The 20,433-nt window shown below is 72.8% G+C and carries 13 protein-coding genes; 9 read left to right on the forward strand and 4 right to left on the reverse strand.

Features of this window, described 5'->3' with window-relative positions; translation table 11 throughout:
- Nucleotides 1-593: 593 nt before the first annotated feature.
- The gene (gene pulA / locus ACWCYY_RS20425; RefSeq protein ID WP_449796858.1) at nucleotides 594-6,125 is read right to left on the reverse strand and encodes a pullulanase-type alpha-1,6-glucosidase; all 5,532 of its coding nucleotides are present in this window, start codon (nucleotides 6,123-6,125) and stop codon (nucleotides 594-596) included.
- A gap of 293 nt (nucleotides 6,126-6,418) precedes the next feature.
- Between pulA and ACWCYY_RS20430 the strand changes: the two genes are divergently transcribed.
- Entirely contained in the window at nucleotides 6,419-7,372 is a 954-nt protein-coding gene (locus ACWCYY_RS20430) for a phosphatase PAP2 family protein (protein ID WP_449796859.1), read from the forward strand.
- Between the two features lie 33 nt (nucleotides 7,373-7,405).
- Here the strand turns inward: ACWCYY_RS20430 and ACWCYY_RS20435 are convergent, their stop codons facing one another.
- Nucleotides 7,406-10,420, reverse strand: coding sequence for a bifunctional [glutamine synthetase] adenylyltransferase/[glutamine synthetase]-adenylyl-L-tyrosine phosphorylase (locus ACWCYY_RS20435; RefSeq protein WP_449796860.1), 3,015 nt, complete (start codon nucleotides 10,418-10,420; stop codon nucleotides 7,406-7,408).
- A 146-nt stretch (nucleotides 10,421-10,566) separates the two neighbouring features.
- Between ACWCYY_RS20435 and ACWCYY_RS20440 the strand changes: the two genes are divergently transcribed.
- Nucleotides 10,567-11,697: an acyltransferase family protein gene (locus ACWCYY_RS20440; protein ID WP_449796861.1), complete on the forward strand. Its 1,131-nt coding sequence runs from the start codon at nucleotides 10,567-10,569 to the stop codon at nucleotides 11,695-11,697.
- A gap of 4 nt (nucleotides 11,698-11,701) precedes the next feature.
- Here ACWCYY_RS20440 and ACWCYY_RS20445 read toward each other — a convergent pair whose 3' ends face one another.
- Complete coding sequence (locus ACWCYY_RS20445; protein ID WP_449796862.1) at nucleotides 11,702-12,928, reverse strand: hypothetical protein; 1,227 nt, start codon at nucleotides 12,926-12,928, stop codon at nucleotides 11,702-11,704.
- Between the two features lie 241 nt (nucleotides 12,929-13,169).
- Here ACWCYY_RS20445 and ACWCYY_RS20450 point away from each other — a divergent pair, with 241 nt between their 5' ends.
- From ACWCYY_RS20450 to ACWCYY_RS20480, 7 genes are all read left to right on the forward strand, one after another.
- The gene (locus tag ACWCYY_RS20450) at nucleotides 13,170-13,937 is read left to right on the forward strand and encodes a hypothetical protein (protein ID WP_449796863.1); all 768 of its coding nucleotides are present in this window, start codon (nucleotides 13,170-13,172) and stop codon (nucleotides 13,935-13,937) included.
- Between the two features lie 113 nt (nucleotides 13,938-14,050).
- On the forward strand, nucleotides 14,051-15,484 hold the full coding sequence (locus ACWCYY_RS20455) for a hypothetical protein (RefSeq protein ID WP_449796864.1): 1,434 nt from the start codon (nucleotides 14,051-14,053) through the stop codon (nucleotides 15,482-15,484).
- Nucleotides 15,485-15,699: 215 nt separating this feature from the next.
- Entirely contained in the window at nucleotides 15,700-16,641 is a 942-nt protein-coding gene (locus tag ACWCYY_RS20460) for an ABC transporter ATP-binding protein (RefSeq protein WP_449796865.1), read from the forward strand.
- Nucleotides 16,638-17,477 (forward strand): hypothetical protein, encoded by an 840-nt coding sequence (locus ACWCYY_RS20465; RefSeq protein ID WP_449796866.1) that lies wholly within the window; start codon nucleotides 16,638-16,640, stop codon nucleotides 17,475-17,477. The genes ACWCYY_RS20460 and ACWCYY_RS20465 overlap by 4 nt, the downstream gene beginning before the upstream one ends.
- 158 nt (nucleotides 17,478-17,635) lie before the next feature.
- The gene (locus ACWCYY_RS20470; RefSeq protein ID WP_449796867.1) at nucleotides 17,636-18,103 is read left to right on the forward strand and encodes a hypothetical protein; all 468 of its coding nucleotides are present in this window, start codon (nucleotides 17,636-17,638) and stop codon (nucleotides 18,101-18,103) included.
- A gap of 27 nt (nucleotides 18,104-18,130) precedes the next feature.
- The gene (locus tag ACWCYY_RS20475) at nucleotides 18,131-18,391 is read left to right on the forward strand and encodes a hypothetical protein (RefSeq protein ID WP_345285933.1); all 261 of its coding nucleotides are present in this window, start codon (nucleotides 18,131-18,133) and stop codon (nucleotides 18,389-18,391) included.
- 26 nt (nucleotides 18,392-18,417) lie between these two features.
- Nucleotides 18,418-18,885 (forward strand): hypothetical protein, encoded by a 468-nt coding sequence (locus ACWCYY_RS20480; protein WP_345285934.1) that lies wholly within the window; start codon nucleotides 18,418-18,420, stop codon nucleotides 18,883-18,885.
- An 85-nt stretch (nucleotides 18,886-18,970) separates the two neighbouring features.
- On the opposite strand, the gene glnA is transcribed toward ACWCYY_RS20480, so the two are convergent.
- Complete coding sequence (gene glnA, locus ACWCYY_RS20485) at nucleotides 18,971-20,332, reverse strand: type I glutamate--ammonia ligase (protein WP_345285936.1); 1,362 nt, start codon at nucleotides 20,330-20,332, stop codon at nucleotides 18,971-18,973.
- Between the last annotated feature and the right edge of the window lie 101 nt (nucleotides 20,333-20,433).

A 20,433-nucleotide genomic window follows, 5' to 3' on the forward strand; every position in this document is an offset into this window, starting at 1 on the left:
ACCGCCCGCGGGGTGCACGGACGGTGGAGAGAACCTGGCCGCGGGGTTGCGGCACAGCGGGGGCCCCGGGCTGCCTGTGCGACGCCCGGGTCGGTGCGTTGAAAGGAGTGGTGCTTGGTAGCGCCTTGCCTGCGCTGGAACGCCGCGTCGGTTGGGGACTTGGGGCCATCTCGTCCGCGGCAGGGGGAATCGTGGCAGCAAACCCGCCGTGAATGACAGATGCACGTCACGGATTGGCCGATATCCGACCCAGGCACACGAGCCTCGCACCGGTGCCAACTCCCGTGGTGCGCAAGGGGCTGGCGAAAACGCTTGTCGCCTTCCGGAACCGCTTCGCATCCGGCAGATCCGCACTGAACAGCGGCAGGATCGCCACCCGTCCGGACGGTCGGTCGGTCGGCGGCGCCGGCCCTCCGTGGACCCCGAAACAGCGCCGCCCGGCGCCCGGGTGTCACCACCCCGGGACGCCGGACGGCGATTTCCGGCCATGCGACTTGACGATGACTCGTATCAGCCACATGTCGTGCCTGTGAACGGGCCCGTCCGCTGTGAACGGACGGGCCCCTGTGAACGGACGGACCCCTGTGAGGGCGTCAGCCCTGGACGAAGACCGCCACCGTCCGGGCCGGCACCGTGAAGGTCCCGGTGGCCGGCTCGAAGCGGGCGCCCTTCACCACCGGATCGGCCCCGTCCGCCTGCACCCGGTGCAGGCGCTGCGCGCTGCCCGCCGCCCCGGGCACGGTCTGGCGCTGTTCGGCCGGGGTCGCGTTGAACACCACGGTGATGCCGCGCTCCGCGCCGGGCAGGCCGGTGCCGTCCAGGTGCATGGTGATCACGCCCGGCTGCTCGCCGGCCGTACCGGAGAGCGGGAAGGAGAGGCGGCGCTGCACCTCGGCCGTGGTGGCGAGGGCGAACAGCGGCGAGGACTGCTTGATCCGGACGAACTGCCGGTACTGCTCGTCCGCCGAGGAGATCTCGTTGCAGCCCACCCGCAGCTTCGGGTCGGCCAGCAGCTGCTTGGCCGCCGGCCACATCGCCTTGTTGTCGGCCGCCATCGGCAGGCCCCGGCCGAAGCCGTTGCCCTTGGCGCAGTCCCACTCGATCGCGTTGAACCAGTCACCGGAGTCGTAGGAGTTGGCGTCCAGCGACTTGGAGCGCAGCCGCTCGCTGCCGGCCTGCAGGAAGCCCGGGCCCTGGCTCAGCGCGGTGAGCGAGAGGCCGAGCGCCTGCATCCGGGCCCGGTCGGCGGGCGCGGTGGTGACGGGCAGCTTGTAGGCCAGCGCGTCGAACAGGTCCGCGTTGTCGTGCGCGTCGAGGTACTCCAGCGCCTCCCCTGGGTCGGCCGCGTAGCCGGTCGGGGCGCCGTTGTAGTCCACGCCCTCACCGGTGACGGTCCGTCCGCTGCTGTCGGTGAAGGAGTACCCCGCCAGGTTCCCGGTCAGTCCGACCTTCACCTGGTCCATCTGCCGCAGCAGCCGGGCCCGCTGCTCCTCGGGGGTGCCGTTGGCCGCCGAGCCGTTCGGGTCGGTGAAGAGCCCGGAGGCGAAGCCCTGCTGCGGCGCGGAGTCGAGCATGAAGTTGCCGCCGCGGGCGGCATCCCGGATCCGGTCGTTGAAGGTGGCGATGCCGGTTCCGGCCATGTTCAGCTGGGTGGCCTGGACGAAGCGGGCGTCGTTGGCGACGACGCCGAAGTTCCAGCCCTCGCCGTAGAGGAAGAGGTCCTTGCCCGCCACCCCGTCCTGGCGGAGCGTCAGCCGGTCCAGCGCGGAGCGGACGTCCAGCATGGTCTGCTTGGGGTCCAGGCCCATCAGGTCGAAGCGGAAGCCGTCCACCCGGTACTCGCGGGCCCAGGTCACCACCGAGTCGACCACCAGCTTGTTCATCATGGCGTGCTCGGGCGCGGTGTCCGCGCAGCAGGAGTCGGTGGTGACCTTCCCCGTGTCGCTCAGCCGCTGGTAGTAGCCGGGCACCACCTTGTCGAGCACCGAGTGCTCGGCCTGCCCGGAGGCGGCGGTGTGGTTGTAGACCACGTCCAGCACCACCCGCAGCCCGGCCTCGTGCATCGCCTGCACCATCTCGCGGAACTGCACGGTGCGCGCCAGGCCGTTCGGGTCGGTGGCGTAGGAGCCCTCCGGCACCGTGTAGTGCAGCGGGTCGTAGCCCCAGTTGTAGGCGTCGCCCGCCTGGACGGCCGCCACGCACTCCTGCTGCTGCTCGCCGTCGGCCGGCAGCGCGGCCAGGTCGCAGGCGGGCAGCTGCTGCTGGGCCCGGTTCTCCCGGATGGTGGCGATGTCGAAGGTGGGCAGCAGGTGGACGGTGGTGACGCCCGCCGCGGCCAGCTCCTTCAGGTGCTTCATCCCGGCCGACTTCGACTCGGTGAAGGCCTTGTAGGTGCCGCGCTCGGCGGCCGGCACGGTGCTGTCGGTGGCCGAGAAGTCCCGTACGTGCAGCTCCTGGATCTGCTGCTTCTGCGGCGGCACGGCCTGCGGGGCGCGGTGCTGGTCCCAGCCGCGCGGCTTGGTGTCACGGGCCGTCAGATCGGCCACCAGGGAGCGGGTGGAGTCGGTGGAGAGGGCCACCGAGTACGGGTCGGTGACCAGGTTGGTCACCACCTTGCCGACGCTCGGCGCCCAGACCTTCACCTGGTACAGGTAGTACCTGCCGTCCAGCTCCCCGGCGTCCCTGGTCAGCGACCAGACGCCGGTGGCCTCGTCCCGGCGCAGCGGCACCGTCCGCGGGGTGCCGCCGCTCGGCCCGTCGAAGAGCTGGACGGAGACCTCGGTGGCGGTCGGCGCCCAGAGCGACAGCGTCACCCGGCGCTCGCGCCACCAGCCCCAGCCGCCGGCCTCCCGGTACACCGGGCCGAGTTGGGCCTTCGCGGCCCCGGCCGCGTACAGGTCGTCCAGCACGCCGGGGATCTGCACGCCGGTGGCGGCCAGCGCGGCGCCGTTCGGCAGGTGCTCGGTGAAGAGCAGCTGGCCGCGGAGCGCCTCGGTGGTGCGGCGGGCGTCCCGGGCGTCCACGGTGAAGGCGCGGTACCCGGCCAGGTGCGGGTACTTCTTCTTCTGGTCCGCCGTCAGGGAGCCGGGGGTGAGCCGGATCCACTGCCCGGGCTTGCTGAGCACCCCCTTGTCGACGGTGATCCCGCCGGCCGGGTCGTAGATCAGCTGGGCGCTGGTGCCGCCGTTCAGCGCGGCGTCGCCCGCGCCGTAGTTCGCGGGCACCACGACCGTCTTCGCGTCGATCCACTGGGCCCGCGCGGAGGAGAGGTCCAGCTGCGAGGAGGCCCCGGCCGACTGCGGCAGCAGGTGGCCCTCCTGACCGCCGATCAGCCAGACCTCGCGGCCGCTGGTGGCGAAGTCCAGCGACTGGTCGTTGGGCAGGTCCTTGTCGTTGCCCCGGTGCAGGATGTAGCTCAGGCTGGTCGCCCCGGGGGCCAGCGGCACCTCGAAGACGGCGCCGTAGGAGTCCTTGCGGGCGGGCATCAGCGGGTTGCCCCAGTCGGTGGGGCTGGCCGCGCCGGTCCAGTCGTGCAGGCCCCAGCCGTCGTAGTTCCCGTCGGCCCGCTGGTAGTGGATGACGGCGGTGTTCGCCGGGACGGGCACGGCCGGGTCCGGGTTGCTCGTGTAGACCTTCGGATCGCCCTCCTTGACCCAGACCTCACCGGTGGTGCCGAGGTCGACGTGCCGGTCGCCGTCGGTGTCCTTGGTGCCGTTGTTCTCCACCACGAAGCCGACGTCGGCCGCGCCGCTCTTCAACTTCACGTAGGCGAAGGCCCCGTAGCCGTCCCGCCCGCTGAAGGCGTGCCCGGCCGGCCACTGGGTCGACTCGCCGTCCGCCAGGTCGCCCCAGGCGTACATGTTCCAGCCGTCGTAGTCGGCGTTCTTCCGCTGGTAGTGCACGACCGCGTACGGGCGCGAGGTGGCGCTCGGCACCGGCTTCGGGGCGGGGGTGCCGGTGGTGAAGCTCGCGGTCGCGGAGCGCAGGTTGCCGCTGCCGTCGCGGACCACGGCCTTGTACCGGACCACCGTGCCGGGGGCCACCCCGGTCAGGTCCTGGGTGGCCTTGTACGTCCCGTTGTCCGCCGAACCCAGCTGCTGCCAGGGCCCGTTGCCGATCTGCGCGGCGAACGACACCCGGTTGAACCCGCCGCCCGGCACCTCGGCGCCGACGGTCACCGTGCCGGTCGAGCCGTTCTCCGGTGCGCGCAGCGTGAGTTGGGGCGCGGCGGTGCTCTTCGCCAGCTTCTTGGCGGCCTTGTGCACCACCGAGGAGTACGCCGGGACGGTGACCGTCACCTTGCGGTCGGCCCCGCTGGTGAGCTTCTGCCCCGCCGCCGGGTAGAGCTGCTCGAAGTCGGTGCCGGCCGAGAAGGTGTCCAGCGTGACGGTCTTCGGCTCGGCCGCGTTGTTGACCGCGACCAGGTACTCGACCTGCTCCTTGGCGTCGATCCGGGAGAAGGCGTACACCCCGGCCCCGTCCGCGGCGTACCGCTCTATCTGCGCGCCGTCCGCCAAGGCCGGGTGCTGCCTGCGCAGTCGGGCCAGGTCGGCGATGCCCCGGTAGAGCGCACCGCCGGTGCCGTACCGGTCGGCCGGGCCCTTGGTGCCGCCGATCACCTCGTCCGCGTTGTACGAGGCGGTCTTCGAGGCGAACATGTCGTGCCGGGCGTCCTTGTCCCCGCCCGCGCCGGTGAAGCCCTGCTCGTCGCCGTAGTAGACCACCGGCTGACCCCGGGTCAGGAACATCAGCTCGTTGGCCAACCGGTCCTTGCGCAGCAGCAGTTCGGGGCTCGCGCCCTGGTTGTCGGCCTGCAGGAAGCTGCCGAAGCGGCCCATGTCGTGGTTGCCGAGGAAGGTCGGCAGGCCGTAGGCGTTGGTGTCGGCGGTGGTGTAGCGGTAGTCCTGCGCGTACAGCTCGGAGAGCACCCGGGCCGAGCCGCCCTGCGAGACGTACCGGCGGGCGCTCTCCTGGAAGCCGAAGTCCAGGGTGGCCTGCAGCTTGCCCTTGGTGACGTACGGGGCGGTCACCGCCGGGTCGCCGGAGTAGACCTCGCCGAACATGAAGAAGTCGTCGTTGCCCAGCTTGGCCGCGTAGCCCTTGAGTTCGGGGGCCCACTGGGACCAGAAGGCCGTGTTGACGTGCTTGACGGTGTCGATCCGGAAGCCGTCGACCCCGGTCTCCCTGACCCAGGTCTTGTAGATGTCCTGCATACCCTTGACCACCCGGGGGTTCTGGGTGTCCAGGTCGTCCAGGCCGGAGAAGTCGCCCTCGGTGGCGGACTCGCCGACGAAGGTCGAGTTGCCCCGGTTGTGGTAGAGCGCGGGGTCGTTCAGCCAGTTCGGGGTCTTGGCCCGCTTGTCGGCCTCGGTGCGGAAGACCGGGCTGTAGGGGAAGGAGTCGGCGGTGGTCCTCGGCCACTGGGCGGCCGCGTCGGCGATCGCGGTCTCGTCCACCGGGCGGCCGTCGGCGTCCAGGGTCGGGTAGGCGCCGGCCGAGCGGTAGTCGTACTTCTGCTCCTTGAAGTCGACCACGTCGGCGGTGTGGTTGGTGATGACGTCGAAGAAGACCTTGATGCCCCGGGCGTGCGCCTTGGCGATCAGCTCCTTGAGCTGGTCGTTGGTCCCGAAGTGGGGGTCGACCTTGGTGAAGTCGGTGATCCAGTAGCCGTGGTAGCCGGCCGAGGCGTCCGCCCCGGTGCCCTGCACCGGTCGGTTCTCGAACAGCGGGGCCATCCAGATCGCGGTGGTGCCCAGGTCCTGGACGTAGTCCAGCTTCTCGATCAGGCCCTTGAGGTCACCGCCGTGGTAGAAGCCCTTGTCCGCCGGGTCCAGGCCGTTGGCCATCCGGTCGCCGGGGATGCCGCCGGTGTCGTTGCCGCGGTCGCCGTTGGCGAAGCGGTCGGGCAGGACGAAGTAGAACTGCTCCCGCGTCAGGTCGTGCCGGTCGGCGCGCTCGGCCATCGCCCGGTCCGAGGGCGGCGCGGCCGGCGCCGGAGCGGCCACCGCGAGCGGGGCGGCCCCCAGCCCGGTGGCCAGCAGCGAGGCGGCGATCAGCACGGCCGTCCGGCCGGGTCGCTTGTAGGGGGTCGTGCTCCGTGGGCGGCGGGGCTGGACTTCGGCCACAGCTGGGCTCCCTTGAGGCGGCTCGTCGTCGAGTGGGTGGCTGGACGCTAGCGATTGCAAAATGTTTCAGCAAGATGCAGAAATCGTTGCAGGAGCAGTCTTGACCGAACCGTTGCCTCGGCGGGCCGCAGCCCGGGGGGCCACGTCGACCGGCCGTACCCGAAGGGGCCACAATGGACTCCATGTCAGCCTCCGGTACCCGACCCCCTACCCCCGAAGGGGGACGGGCGGTGAAGAATCCACTACCGCAGGATGAGCAGGCAGCCACAGCACGTCTGGCAGACTTCTCGTCCATGGGGGAACCGACCGAGATCCGCACCGCCGACGCCACGAGCGCACCGGCCGCGGCCCGGGCAGGTTCCGTCCCTGGCGAGGCCCGTACGAGCCACCAGCCGGACGGAGCCACCCTGGCCGCCCAGTCCACCGGCGCCGCGCTGCGCAGCCGCATCCGGGGGCAGCGCCGCTCCCCCGCCCGGCCCCGGCTCTGGTTCGAGCTCGCCCTGATCGGCATCAGTTACTGGATCTACTCGTTGGTCCGCAACGCGGTGCCCGAGCAGGAGGCGACCGCGCAGAAGCACGCCTCGTGGATCTGGGACCTGGAGCAGAGCCTCGGCATCGCGGTCGAACGCTCGGTCAACCACGCGGTCGACTCGGTCACCTGGCTGATCGTCGGGATGAACTACTACTACGCCACGCTGCACTTCATCGTGACCATCGGCGTGCTGGTCTGGCTCTACCGCTCCCACCCGGGCCGCTACGCGGCGACCCGCACGGTGCTCTTCCTGACCACCGGGCTGGCCCTGATCGGCTTCTACTTCTTCCCGCTCGCCCCGCCCCGCCTGATGACCGGCGGTGACTTCATCGACACCGTCAAGGTGCACGACACCTGGGGCTCGATGGCCTCCGGCGCGGCGGCGAACGTCTCCAACCAGTACGCGGCGATGCCCTCGATGCACATCGGCTGGTCGCTCTGGTGCGGGCTGACGATCTTCTTCCTGGCCCGCCCGCTCTGGGTCCGGCTGCTCGGCCTGCTCTACCCGGCGGTCACCCTGCTGGTGATCGTCTCCACCGCCAACCACTTCTGGATGGACGCCGTCGGCGGCATCCTCTGCCTGGCGGCCGGCTTCGCCGCCGCCCGCGTGGTCTACCACGTCTGGGCCTACCAGCTCCCCCGCATCCCGGGCGAACCCGAGGACGACACCCCGGTCACCGTCCCCGCCGCCTGGACCGAGAAGGCCGCCGCCTGACCCAGCACCACCCCGAGGGCCCGCCCCCGTCGATCAGCCGTAGAACAGGCGCTCGACGACGGAGCGGGCCCTTCGCGTGGTGCGGCGGTAGTCGTCGACCAGCTCGCCGGTGTGGCCGCTGCCGTAGCCGAGGTAGCGGGCCACCCCGGCGAGTTCGCGGGCGTCGGCGGGGAAGCTGTCGCCCGGGCGGCCGCGGACCAGCATCACCGCGCCGCGCACCCGGGAGGCCAGCACCCAGGCGGCGTCCAGCACCGCCGCGTCCTCGGCGGCCAGCAGCCCGGCCGCCTCGGCCGCCGCCAGGGCGGCCCTGGTCCGGGTGGTGCGCAGGGCGGGGACGCGGTGGCCGTGGAGCAGCTGGAGCAGCTGCACCGTCCACTCGACGTCCGCCAGGCCGCCCCGGCCGATCTTGGTGTGGGTGGTCGGGTCGGCCCCGCGCGGCAGCCGCTCGGCCTCGATCCGGGCCTTGATCCGGCGGATCTCCAGCAGATCCTTCTCCGGCACGCCGCCGCCCGGGTAGCGCAGCGGGTCGATCAGCGCCCGGAACCGCTCGCCCAGCTCCGCGTCGCCCGCCACCGGCTCGGCCCGCAGCAGCGCCTGGGCCTCCCAGACGTGCGACCAGCGCCGGTAGTACGCCTCGTACGAGGCCAGCGTGCGCACCAGCGGGCCCTGCCGGCCCTCCGGGCGCAGATCGGCGTCGACCAGCAGCGGCGGCTCGGTGGAGGGGGCGCCGAGCAGGGTGCGCAGCTGGTGGACGACGGTCTGGGCGGCCTTCGCCGCGTCGTGCTCCAGCGCGCCGAGCCGGGGCTCGTGGACGAAGAGCACGTCGGCGTCGGAGCCGTAGCCCATCTCGCGGCCGCCGAAGCGGCCCATCGCGATCACCGCCAGCCTGGTCGGCAGCTCGCCGTTGGCCGCCTCCCACTCGGCGGTGCAGGCCCGCAGGGCGCCCTGGAGGGTGGCGGCGTTGAGCGCGGTGAGCGCCTCCCCGGCCGCGTCGACCGCCTCGCCGGGATCGTCCCCGAAGCGGCCGAGCACATCGGCCGCCGCCGTCCGGAACAGCTCCCGCCGCCGGACCGACCGGGCCGCCGCGACACCCGCCGCGGCGCTGCCGGCCCGGCCGACGGCGGCCAGCACCTCCGCCTCCAGGGCGGGGCGCCCGCGCGGCGCCAGCCCGTTCGGGTCGCCCAGCATGGCGACCGCCTCGGGGGCCCGCAGCAGCAGGTCCGGGGCGAGCCGCCCGGCCGAGAGCACCCGGGCCAGCTGCTCGGCGGCGGCGCTCTCGTCCCGCAGCAGCCGCAGGTACCAGGGGGTGCGGCCGAGCGCGTCGGAGACCTGACGGAAGTTCAGCAGCCCGGCGTCCGGGTCGGCCGAGTCGGCGAACCAGCCGAGCAGCACCGGCAGCAGGGTGCGCTGGATCGCCGCCTTGCGGCTGACCCCGGAGGCCAGTGCGGTCAGGTGGCGCAGCGCGGCGGCCGGGTCGGCGTAGCCGAGCGCCTCCAGCCGGGCCTTGGCGGCGGTCGGCGAGAGGCCGGTCGCCCCGGCGGGCAGCTCGGCGACGGCGTCCAGCAGCGGGCGGTAGAACAGCTTCTCGTGCAGCCGCCGGACCTCCACCGCGTGCCGCCGCCACTCCCGTTGGAGCGCGGCGACCGCGTCCGCGTTGGTGTCGTCGTTGATCTGCGGGGCCAGCGAACGGGCCAGGCGCCGCAGGTCGGCCGGGTCGGTGGGCATCAGGTGGGTGCGGCGCAGCCGGTGCAGCTGGATGCGGTGCTCCATGGCGCGCAGGAAGCGGTACGCGGCGTCCAGCGACGCGGCGTCGGCCCGGCCGACGTAGCCGCCGGCGCTCAGCTGATCCAGGGCCTGGAGGGTGTTGGGGCTGTGCACCCCGGGGTCGGTGCGGCCGTGCACCAGCTGGAGCAGCTGGACGGCGAACTCGACGTCGCGCAGGCCGCCGGGGCCGAGCTTGAGCTGCCGGTCCAGTTCGGTGGCGGGGATGGCGTCCACCACCCGGCGGCGCATCTGCTGGACGTCGGCGACGAAGTTCTCCCGCTCGGCGGCCTGCCAGACCAGCGGGGCGGTGGCCTCGGCGTAGGCGGCGCCGAGCTCGGCGTCCCCGGCCACCGGACGGGCCTTCAGCAGGGCCTGGAACTCCCAGGTCTTGGCCCAGCGCTGGTAGTACGCCAGGTGGCTGGCCAGGGTGCGCACCAGCGGACCGTTGCGCCCCTCGGGCCGGAGGTTGGCGTCCACCGGCCAGATGGTGCCCTCGCCGGTGGTGTCGGAGCACAGCCGCATCAGCCGGGCGGCCAGCCGGGTGGCGGACTGCAGGGCCCGGTGCTCCTCGACCCCGTCGCGGGCCTCGGCCACGAAGATCACGTCCACGTCCGAGACGTAGTTGAGCTCCCGGCCGCCGCACTTGCCCATCCCGATCACCGCGAGCCGGCACTGCCCGGCCGCCTCCGGGTCCTCCTCCTCGGCGATCTCCAGTGCCGTCTGCAGGGTGGCCCCGGCCAGGTCGGCCAGCTCGGCGCCGGTCTGCGGCAGGTCGGCGGTGCCGCTCAGGTCGCGGGCGGCGATGGCCAGCAGGCAGCGGCGGTAGGCGGCGCGCAGCGCGTCGGCGGGCGGGGCGTCGGCGGCGCGCACCCGCTGGCGCAGCACGTGCTGGAAGTCCTCCCTCGCCGGGTGCACGTCGCGCAGTTCGAAGGTGACCAGGGCGTGCCAGTCGCGCGGGTGCCGGGCCAGGTGGTCGCCGAGCGCGGCGGAGGCGCCGAGCACCGAGAGCAGCCGGTCGCGCAGCGGCTTGGAGCTGGTCAGGGTGTCCCGCAGGGTCTGCCGCTCGGGCCCGTCGAGCGCCTCCAGCAGCCGGGCCAGGCCGAGCAGCGCCAGGTCCGGGTCGGCGGTCGCGCCGAGCGCGTCCAGCAGCACCGGGTCCTCGGCCAGCCCGTCCAGGCCCGGACCACCCAGCCCCGGCCCCGCCAGCAGCCGGACGGCCGCGTCCGGATCGGAGAACCCACGCCGCACCAGCCGTACTTCCAGCCGACTGCTCCGCTCCGCCACTGCGGCCCGCCTCCCTGTTCGCACCTGGGACGAGCGTACGGGCTCCCGGCCCCGGTGACCCGGACGACGGTGCGTCAGCTGGCGCGGCGTCAGGCCCGCCCGCCTCCGGGAGCAACCTCCGTGCCGCCGGTGGCGTTGGGCCCGGTGTGCGTCCGCCCTCCCGTCCGCCTTCCCGTCCGCCCTCCCGTCTCCCCTCCCTCACCGGCCTGCGGTTCTGGGCCGCCCTGCTGGTGGTGCTCTACCACCTCTCCCGCCAGCTGGGCGAGCTTCCGCTGATCAGTCCGCTGGTCTGGTACGGGCGCAGCGGGGTGACCTTCTTCTTCGTGCTCTCCGGTGCGGTGCTGGCCTGGACGTACGACGGGGCCCGGGTGCCGGTGCACGTCTTCCTGCGCCGCCGGCTGGCCCGGATCTGGCCGTTGCACGCGCTCAGCACCGCGCTCTCGCTGGCCGCCTACGCGGCGATCGGCGCCGCCGTGCCGGTGGGTGCCGCGCTCTGGTCGCTGCCGCTGCTGCACGCCTGGCTGCCGGCCACGGCCAAGGGCGGGAACCCGGCGAGCTGGTCGCTCGGGGACGAGGCCTGGTTCTACCTGCTCCTCCCGTTCCTGCTCGCGCTGCTGACGGGGCGCCGGCTGCGGGCGGTGGCGGTGGCGTGTCTGCTGAGCGGCCCGCTGCTCTGGCTCGCCGGTGCGGCGGTGGACGATCCGGCGCTGCGCAGTTGGCTGCTGGACTACCTGCCGCTCACCCGGACGCCGCAGTTCCTGCTCGGGGTGGTGCTCGGCCTGGCACTCCGCCGGGGCACCGCGCTCCGGGTGCCGCTGCTCCCGGCCGGGCTGGCGGTGCTCGCCTTCCACGCCGCGCTGGTGCCCTGGCACCTGGCCGTGCCGGACCAGCGCTGGTACGGACCGTGGTGCGCCTCGCAGTTGCTCGCCGCGCCGCTCTTCGCCGCGCTGATCGCGGCCGCCGCGCAGGCCGACCTGAACGGCCGGCGGGCCTTCGGGCAGCGGCCGCTGGTCCGGCTCGGCGAGTGGTCCTTCGCCTGGTACCTGGTGCACGAGATCGGCTTCCGCTGCTGGCTCGCGGCGTACGGACGCCCGGACGGGACCGCGGTGCTGCTCGGCGTCTGGCTGCTGCTGGCGGGCGGCTCACTGGGCGTGGCCGCAGCCCTCTTCCGGTACGTGGAACGGCCGTTGGAGCGGGCCCTGCGCGCGGGCCCGGTCGTGCGACTGCCGCGCCCCCGCCGGGATTCGGCGAAGGCGCGGCAGCGGAGCGCGGTCTGACGGGTCAGTCCTTCGGGGCCAGGCCCTCCTGCGACTCGTCCATGTTCACGTAGGCGTAGAAGACGCCCAGGTTGTAGCCGTCCTCGTCGGTGTCGACGGTGGCGGTGATGTCCGTGTCGCCGTTGCGCAGGATCTTCGAGATGTCCCACCGGTTGGAGTCGTAGCCGAAGTTGTTCCGGTTGTACGGCACCCGGACGAACTGGTCGGCCGGCGTCAGCTCCTCGATGGTGGAGTTGAACGCGTCCTTGGAGAAGTGGTTCTGGTCGGTGAACTCGGTCTTCGGGCCGTTGGTGGACTTGGCGTAGAAGGTGTCGCCGGTCCACTTGAGGTCACCGTCGTAGACCACGTAGCCGAGCTTGGCCTGGATCGGGCCGGTCGCCGGGGTGACCAGGCCGTCGAGCTTGAGGCTGATCTCCGGGCTGTTCGGCAGCTCGGGGACGAAGCCGTCCCAGAGGTGGATGTGGCGCAGCGGCTTGCAGTCGTTCTCGTAGGCCACCACGATCGTCCAGCCGCCCCAGCTGTGCGGCTTCACCACGGAGTCCATGTTGGCCACGGTGTAGGTGCCGTTGCCGTGCTTCTTCACCATGTCGGTGATGTCGGCCGAGGCCTGGTAGCTGCTCTCGGCCTCGGTGGTGATGTAGCCGATGCTCGGCTGCTGGTTCTCGATGTTGGTGTACTGCGCGTCGCCCGGGAGCTTGAGGTAGACCTCGTCGATCTGGCTCTGCGGCAGCACCACGTCGTCGATGCCCCGGGTGCCGCCCCAGTACAGGCGGGCGTACTTGACCTTGGAGCCCTCGACCAGATTCAGGTCGGCGGAGCTGGCGGAGTAGATCTCGTCGCCCTCCGGACCGATCGAACCGGGATCGATGTTGATGTACTTCATGTGGTAGTTGTTGTTGATCGGACGCGAGCCCTCGCCCGTCCGGGCCTGCTCGCAGGGCGGCTGGTTCGGGTCGACCGGCGGCTTGGTCTCGTCGCAGGTCATCAGCGAGTTGCTGATCCGGGTGATCGAACCGTGGAACAGGCCGTCGAAGCGGGTCTTCATCGGCAGGACGTTCTGCTCGATCGTGTCACCGTGCCCGGGGGAGCGGCGCCCGTCGCCGGAGCCGCGCGCGTCGGCGGACGGCAGGGTCATCATCTGGCCGGCGACGGCGACCAGGGCCGCGCTGGCGATGGCGAGTCGGCGCGCGGTGCGGCGCTTCCCGGTGGCACGGCTGACGGTGGAGGGCATGGGTACCTCTCGGTTCAGGCGGCCGGGCGCGAGGCGCACCCCCGCCGACGTTCTGGGGTTGACGCCACCCATCGGAACACAACTCTCCGCAACATTCCCGTCACGTACCGCCATCAGGGGGGGACGACCGCAACCTCGCACTGACCACCCGTCAACTCCTCACCCGGCCGGGCTATCCGCGCCGCCCCAGCAGCCCGTACCCTCACCCGAACGGACTGATCAGGACGGGGGTGCGGTGACCGTGACGGGCCATCAGGACACACCCCGGGACGCCGTCCCGGGCGGCCCCGCGGCGGACGCACCACCCGCCACCACCCCGGTGGACGCGCCTCCGCCCCCGCCGCCCGTCCCCGCCGTCGAGCCCACCCGCGACCCCGCCCCCGCGCACCGGCTCCCGACCGTCTGGACCAGGGCCACCGGTGCGCTCGCCGCCCTGGCCACCCTCGGCCACCTGCTCTCGGCCGCCCTGACGCCCTGGCAGCCCTCGGTCCGCCCGCTCCCGCTCGCCCTCCTCGCCGCCGGCGCCGCAGCCACCGCCTCCTGGGTGGCCGCAAGCTGGTTCGCCCTGGCCGCCCCCTCCCCCGCCCCCTCCCCCCGCTCGCCCTGGCCGCGCGCCGCGCGCCACGCGGTGGTCGCCGGACTCTCGGTCGGCGCGGCCCTCTCCCTCTTCGCCCCGTTCGGCCCCACCGCCGCCCGGGTCTGCCTCGGCCTCGCCCTCCTCGCCGCCGCAATCACCCTCGTGGGAAGCCGAGTTCACCGGTCACGAACCCGACTCGCCCCGGTCAACCGCGAACTCCGCCTGCTGACCACCGCCTACCTGGCCGCCTGGCCCACCGCCTGGAGCGCCTACCAGCTGCTCTTCCCCGGCGACGGCCCGCTGCCCGTGCTGACGCGGCTCGGCCAACTCCTCCTCGTCCCGTCCGTCGGCGCCATCGTCCTGACCGGCCTCCTCACCCTCGGCACCGCCGTCCACGGCCTCGTCCGCCGCCTCCTCGGCCACGACAACTGACCTGCCGCACACCGTTCTTGACCATCCGTTCACCTCCACCGCCTGGCCACCTCCACCCCCGGTCCGTATCCTCGCCCGGACGGACCGACGACCGGCACGGGGGAGCACGGGTCATGACGGCTGACCAGAGCGGCACGCCCAGGGACGCGGCCACCACCGAGCCGCCGCCCGAGCACCAGGAGCGCACCGGACTCCGCAGCCCCACCGTCTGGACCCGTGCCACCGGAGCCGTCACCCACCTCGCCTTCCTCGCCTACCTGGTGGCGATCCTGCTGGAGCCGTGGCGCCCCGGCGTCCGGACGCTCCCGCTCACCCTGCTCGGCCTGGGCGTGCTGTGCGGCCTGCTCTGGCTGGTCGCGGGCAGTCTGGCGCCCAGGAGCGACGTGTTCCCCGAGGTGGCCGAGGCCACGGCGCCGCCGACCGCCGCCGACCTGGTGGCCGTCCAGACCGCGGCGAACGCCGTCGAACGACGACGGGCTCCCTGGTACTTCGCCGTGGCACTGCCGCTGGTGGCGCTGGTACCCGCCCTGTTCGTGCCGTTCAGCGGCGCGCACCCCGAAGTCTCGGCCCGTCAGGCCGAGTTGGTGGCGGCGGGGGCGCAGTGGGGCGAGTACGTGCTCCTCCCGCCGGAGGAGAACGGCGACCGCCTGCCCGCCTACCGCTCCGACCAGGACTACCGGTTCGCGCCGGTCGCCGGCACCCCCGGGGAACCGTTCGGCACGGCGCAGTCCAGGTCGCTGGCCGGCGTCGAGGTCGACCACCGGGTCCGCCTGCTCACCGCCCCGGGCCAGGCGCCCCTGGCCGCCCCGGCACTCGACGCGGCCACCGAACCCGCGCCGATCGAGCGGACGGCCGTCCGGGTCTGGATCGGGATCGTGCTGCTCGGCACCGTGATCTCGGGCGCGTCCTGGACCGGGCTCGGCGGGAGCCGGGCCGTGGAGCGGATCGAGGAGTTCTACGCGACCGGCCCGCAGTGGCACCGCATCCGGGTCACCGGGAAGACCGTCACCCGCGACCTGCCCGAGGAGGAGATCGACCGCAACGTCGACGGCGCTCCCACCACCACCGAGGAGTGCCTGCACCTCGACCTGGCCGGCAGCACCGGGCACCTGCTCTACCTCGGCGACCGCCCACCGCAGGGCCTCGCCTGGCTGGGCCTGTGGCCCGAGCTCCGCTCCGGCACCGGGTCACCCCGCGCCTTCCACACCGCACTGATCGTCCCGGACCGCCACGGCTCGTACTGGGGAACGGTCCGGCCACCACTACCGACCCCCGTCGACGCCCCGGCCCCGCGGCCCCGCCCCGTCCGACCCGACCCGGCGCACGCCTCCCTGGACGTCGACAGCCGCCTGGCCCTCGCCGTCCTGGCCCTCTGGCCGATCGGCTGGACCGCCTACCACCTCCTCTCCCCCACCGACGGCACCCTCCCCGCCTGGCCCGCCGTCGCCCAGCTCACCCTCTTCCCGCTCGCCCTCTTCCTCGCGCTGGTGGTCCTTCTCGGCATCGGCACGGGGCTGCACTCCCTCTACGAGCGGATCTTCGGCTGACCCCCTGGCAGGCTGACGTCCCCTCACCCGTCATCCGACCGGGGGATCCACGCCGGGTGGGGGGCAAACGACCCGTCTTCTCGTCCTCAGGGATTATGCGTCCGGGCATTTACGGCTGACAGGATTTCGACGTCGGGGGGCGGGGATATCGGCATGAATCCCGGACTCTTCCCGATCCGATGGGTAAAGTCCGGGCAATGAAGGGGTATGGGGACGTGCAAGCGCACGATCGGAGCGACGGACCGGAGATCCTGGTCTCCGCCCAGGGGCTGGGGAAGCGCTTCGGCCGCCGGACCGTCCTCGACGACGTGTCACTGGACCTCCCGGCCGGGACGGTCACCGGCTTCCTCGGCGCCAACGGCTCGGGCAAGACCACGGCCATCCGCCTGATGCTCGGCCTGGCCACCGGTCCGGGCCGCACCCTCTACTTCGGCAAGCCCCTCGGGGCCCACCGCGCCCCCGCCCGGATCGTCGGCGCCGTCCTCGGCGGCGTCGCCGGGCACCCCTCCCACAGCGTGCGCACCCACCTGCGCGCGGTCGCCGCCGGGATCGGCGTCGCGACCCCGCGGGTGGACGAAGTCCTGTCCCTGGTCGGCCTGTCGGAGGCCGCGGGCCTGCGCCTCAAGGCGCTCTCGCTCGGCATGGCGCAACGGGTCGGCATCGCCCAGGCCCTGCTCGGCGACCCGGCCGTGCTGGTCCTGGACGAGCCGGCCAACGGCCTGGACCCGCACTCCCTGACCTGGCTGCGCGGCTTCGTGCGCGACCTCGCCCGCTCGGGGAAGGCGGTCCTGATCTCCAGTCACCTGCTGGGCGAGATGGAGCAGACGGCCGACCGGGTCGTGGTGCTCGCCCACGGCCGGGTGGTGGCCACCGGAGAGGTCGGCGAACTCACCGCGCGCGCCTCGGGGTTCGTCACCGTCGAGAGCCCGCGGGCCGCCCGCCTCGCCGAACTGGCCACCGAGGCCGGCGCCCGGGTGCGCCCGCAGCACGGCGCGGACCCGACCGGCACCCGGCTGGGCGTCGAGGGCCTGGACCGCTTCCAGGTCGGCGAGCTGGCGGCCCGTCACGGCATCGCCCTCTCCTGGCTCGACGAGCGCCGCCCCACCCTCGAAGACTTCTACCTCTCCGTGGCCGACGAGGAGTTCCGGATCCGATGAGCACCACGATCACCCCGCCCCCGGCCGTCTCGAGGGGGGCGGCGCTCCGCCGTGCCACCGCCTACGAGTACCGCCACCTGGCGGGGCTGCGCTCCACCTGGGTGGTGCTCGCCGTCGCCCTGGTGCTCGGCATCGGCAACGGCGTGGACCTGGGCTTCACCGACGCCCCCACCCCCGCCCTCGCCGCCGACGCACTCCAGTGGCAGCCCGTCGCCATGCAACTTCCCCTGCTCGCACTGCTGTTGATCGCCTTCGGCACCGGCCCGGCCGGCTCCGACCTCGCCCGGGGCGCGGCCCGGACCACCTGGCTGGTGGCCGCCTCGCGCGGCACCGCGTTCGCGGCCAAGCTCGCCATCGGCGCCGCCGTCTGCGCGGCGACCGCGGCGGCCCTGGCCCTGCTCGCGGCCGCGGCCGCCGCGACCACCCTCGCCCTGCGCGGCACCGCCCAGCCGGACTGGGCGGCCTGCGTCCCGGCCGTGCTCCGCTACCTGCTGGTGATGGCCTGCTGGCCCGTGCTGGCGGCCTCGACCGCCGCGATCGTCCGCAACCGTGCGGCCACCGTCCTGCTCCTGGTGGGCTGGCCGCTGCTCGGCGAACGGCTGGTCGGCGCGCTGCTGGGGCGGCTGCTCGACGCGGACGGGCTGGGCGGGTGGCTCCCGTTCGCCGCCGCCCGCGCCGCGATGGCCGGCACCTCCGACGACGCGCCCCAGGACGGCTTCACCCAGGCCCTGTTGGGCAGCGAACTCTCCCCGGCCGCCGGACTGTCGGTGTTCCTCGCATTCACCGCCGCGACGGCACTGGCCGGCGCCTTCGCCTACCAACGACGGGACGCCTGACCGTCCCCCGAAGACTTCCCGGAAACGGCCGAGCGGCCGGATTCCGGGGGACCGAGAAAAAGAAACAGGGGGAAGAGGGCAGCGGGGGCGGGCCAAGTTTCCACGCCTCGCCCGCGATCCCGCACGCCCTCCCCGCTTGACGCACCTACGGAGTTTACGTGAACCGCAAGCACATCCGTCTGGCCGCCGCCTCTGCCCTCGCGGCCGTCGCCCTCGGCGTCGCCGCCCCGGCCGCCAACGCCACCGAGGCCCACCGCGCCCCGGCCACCGCCGTCGCCCTCCAGCAGGCCGACACCGCCCGCCTGATCACCCTGATCCAGCAGAGCCCGGCCGCTGCCACCAACGGTGAGGCCGGCCTCACCGCGGCCGAGCTCACCGAGCTGCGGAACCTCCAGAACCAGCAGGTCCAGTACGGCAGCCCGAAGGCCGAGGCCATCAAGGCGCTGCTCAAGAAGTCGGGCTCGCTGTTCAAGGCCGGCATCCGCGCCGCCAAGAACGGCGCCGACGCCTACCGCAAGTGGGTCGACAGCCTCTCCAACCTCAACCCGCTGAAGTGGACCCTCAAGGCCCTGCCGGGCGCGGTCCAGCTGGAGGTCATCGACTGGCTCGCCAAGCAGATCGGCTGATCCCCTTCTGAGGAACAGGAGTTGAGCATGGACAAGACGCCTTCGCAGAAGCACGCCGACACCGTCTGGGGAGCCGCGGTCCTCCCGGTGCTCGCCGGCTGGATCACCTTCCACCTGCTGCCGGACGACAACGCCCCGGGATGGATCCTCTACGCCGTCGGCGCGGCCGCGACCGCCCTCGCACACGGCTGGTTCGCCCTCCGCAGGCGCCCCCCGGGCGTCGGCGGGGTGGTCGTGCCCGTCCTGTACGTCCTGCTCGGCTCCCTGTTCTGGCTCACCCAGACCTGACCGACCCGAGGGAACGAAAAACCCGCATGAAGACCCGTCACCTACGGATCGCGGCCGCCACGGCCCTGGCCGCCGTCGCCATCGGCGTCGCCGCCCCGGCCGCCAACGCCGCCGACCACACCCGCACGTCGGCCGCCTCCACCGCCCCCGTCACCCTGACGGCACCTCAGGCCCGGGCCGTCCTGGCCTCCCCCGAGCTGCGCCCGCACCTCGACGCCACCGACCGCACCCTGCTCCGGGCCGTCGCCGACGGCAACGCCACCCCGGAGCTCCAGCGCGGCGCCGCCTCCTCCGCCGCCAAGGCCGCCCTGGCCGCCCTCAAGAAGGCCGGCGGCAAGCTCTGGTCCGGCGCCAAGTCCGCCGCCGCCAAGGGCTACCCCGCCTTCAAGCAGTGGCTCGACGGCCTCCCCTGGTACCACCCCGTCCGCATCGCCATCGCCGCCCTCGGCGGCGAGGGCATCAAGCAACTCATCGACCTGATCAACAACAGCTGACCCCCACGGCTCACAGCACTTCGGCCCGTTCCCCGGCGGCGTTTCGCCGCCGGGGAACGGGCCGAAGCTCAGGCCTGACGCGAGGTCAGAGCACCTGGAGGTTCTTGCGGAGCTCGAAGGGGGTGACCTCGGAGCGGTACTCCTCCCACTCCTGGCGCTTGTTCCTGAGGAAGAAGTCGAAGACGTGCTCGCCCAGCGTCTCCGCCACGAGCTCGCTGCGCTGCATCAGGTCGATGGCCTCGCCGAGGTTCTGCGGCATCGGCTGGATCCCGAGCGCCCGCCGCTCCGCGTCCGTCAGCGCCCAGACGTCGTCGTCGGCGCCCGGAGGGAGCTCGTAGCCCTCCTCGATGCCCTTGAGGCCGGCGGCCAGGGTCACCGCGTACGCCAGGTACGGGTTGCACCCGGTGTCCAGCGAGCGGACCTCGATCCGCGTCGAGCCCTGCTTGCCGGGCTTGTACATCGGCACCCGGATCAGCGCGGAGCGGTTGTTGTGGCCCCAGCAGATGTACGACGGCGCCTCGCCGCCCGCACCGGCCGTGCGCTGCGAACCGCCCCAGATGCGCTTGTAGGAGTTGACCCACTGGTTGGTGACGGCGGCGGTCTCCGCCGCGTGCTTCAGCAGGCCCGCGATGAACGAGCGCCCCACCTTGGAGAGTTGGTACTCCGCGCCGGACTCGTGGAAGGCGTTCCGGTCGCCCTCGAAGAGGGAGACGTGCGTGTGCATCCCGGAGCCGGGGTGCTGCGAGAACGGCTTCGGCATGAAGCTGGCGTGCACGCCCTGCTCCAGCGCGACCTCCTTCATGACCAGGCGGAAGGTCATGATGTTGTCGGCCGTGGAGAGCGCGTCCGCATACCGGAGGTCGATCTCCTGCTGGCCGGGGGCGCCCTCGTGGTGGGAGAACTCCACCGAGATGCCCATCGACTCCAGCATGGTGATGGCCTGTCGGCGGAAGTCGTGGCCGACACCGCGCGGGGTGTGGTCGAAGTAGCCGGACTGGTCGGCGGGGATCGGCGGGGTGCCGTCGCCGGGGAGGTCCTTGAGGAGGAAGAACTCGATCTCGGGGTGGGTGTAGAAGGTGAAGCCGAGGCTGGAGGCCTTCTCCAGGGTGCGCTTCAGCACGTACCGCGGGTCGGCGTACGAGGGCGAGCCGTCCGGCATCATGATGTCGCAGAACATCCGGGCGGTACCGGGAGTCTCCGAGCGCCACGGCAGGATCTGGAACGTGGTCGGGTCCGGCTTGGCGATCATGTCGGACTCGTAGACCCGGGCGAAGCCCTCGATCGCCGAGCCGTCGAAGCCGATCCCCTCCTCGAAGGCCTGCTCCAGCTCGGCCGGCGCCACGGCGACCGACTTGAGGAACCCGAGCACGTCGGTGAACCACAGCCGGACGAAACGGATGTCACGCTCTTCGAGCGTACGAAGCACGAACTCCTGCTGCTTGCCCATGGGGACAGTCTCACCTCTGCTCTTTACGTCCGTGTTACGCCCGGTCGTCCGCCCGTAGCGGCCCGGCAACGAATGCCCCCATCATGTCGGATCTTCGTCCG

It is taken from the genome of Kitasatospora sp. NPDC001664 (assembly GCF_053596675.1).

Bases quoted from the DNA above. Each gene is read 5' to 3' on its own strand.
- glnA (WP_345285936.1), bottom strand. From the start codon at position 20,332: ATGGGCAAGCAGCAGGAGTTCGTGCTTCGTACGCTCGAAGAGCGTGAC.
- ACWCYY_RS20480 (WP_345285934.1), top strand. From the start codon at position 18,418: ATGAAGACCCGTCACCTACGGATCGCGGCCGCCACGGCCCTGGCCGCC.
- ACWCYY_RS20465 (WP_449796866.1), top strand. From the start codon at position 16,638: ATGAGCACCACGATCACCCCGCCCCCGGCCGTCTCGAGGGGGGCGGCG.
- ACWCYY_RS20455 (WP_449796864.1), top strand. From the start codon at position 14,051: ATGACGGCTGACCAGAGCGGCACGCCCAGGGACGCGGCCACCACCGAG.
- ACWCYY_RS20475 (WP_345285933.1), top strand. From the start codon at position 18,131: ATGGACAAGACGCCTTCGCAGAAGCACGCCGACACCGTCTGGGGAGCC.
- ACWCYY_RS20430 (WP_449796859.1), top strand. From the start codon at position 6,419: ATGGGGGAACCGACCGAGATCCGCACCGCCGACGCCACGAGCGCACCG.
- ACWCYY_RS20445 (WP_449796862.1), bottom strand. From the start codon at position 12,928: ATGCCCTCCACCGTCAGCCGTGCCACCGGGAAGCGCCGCACCGCGCGC.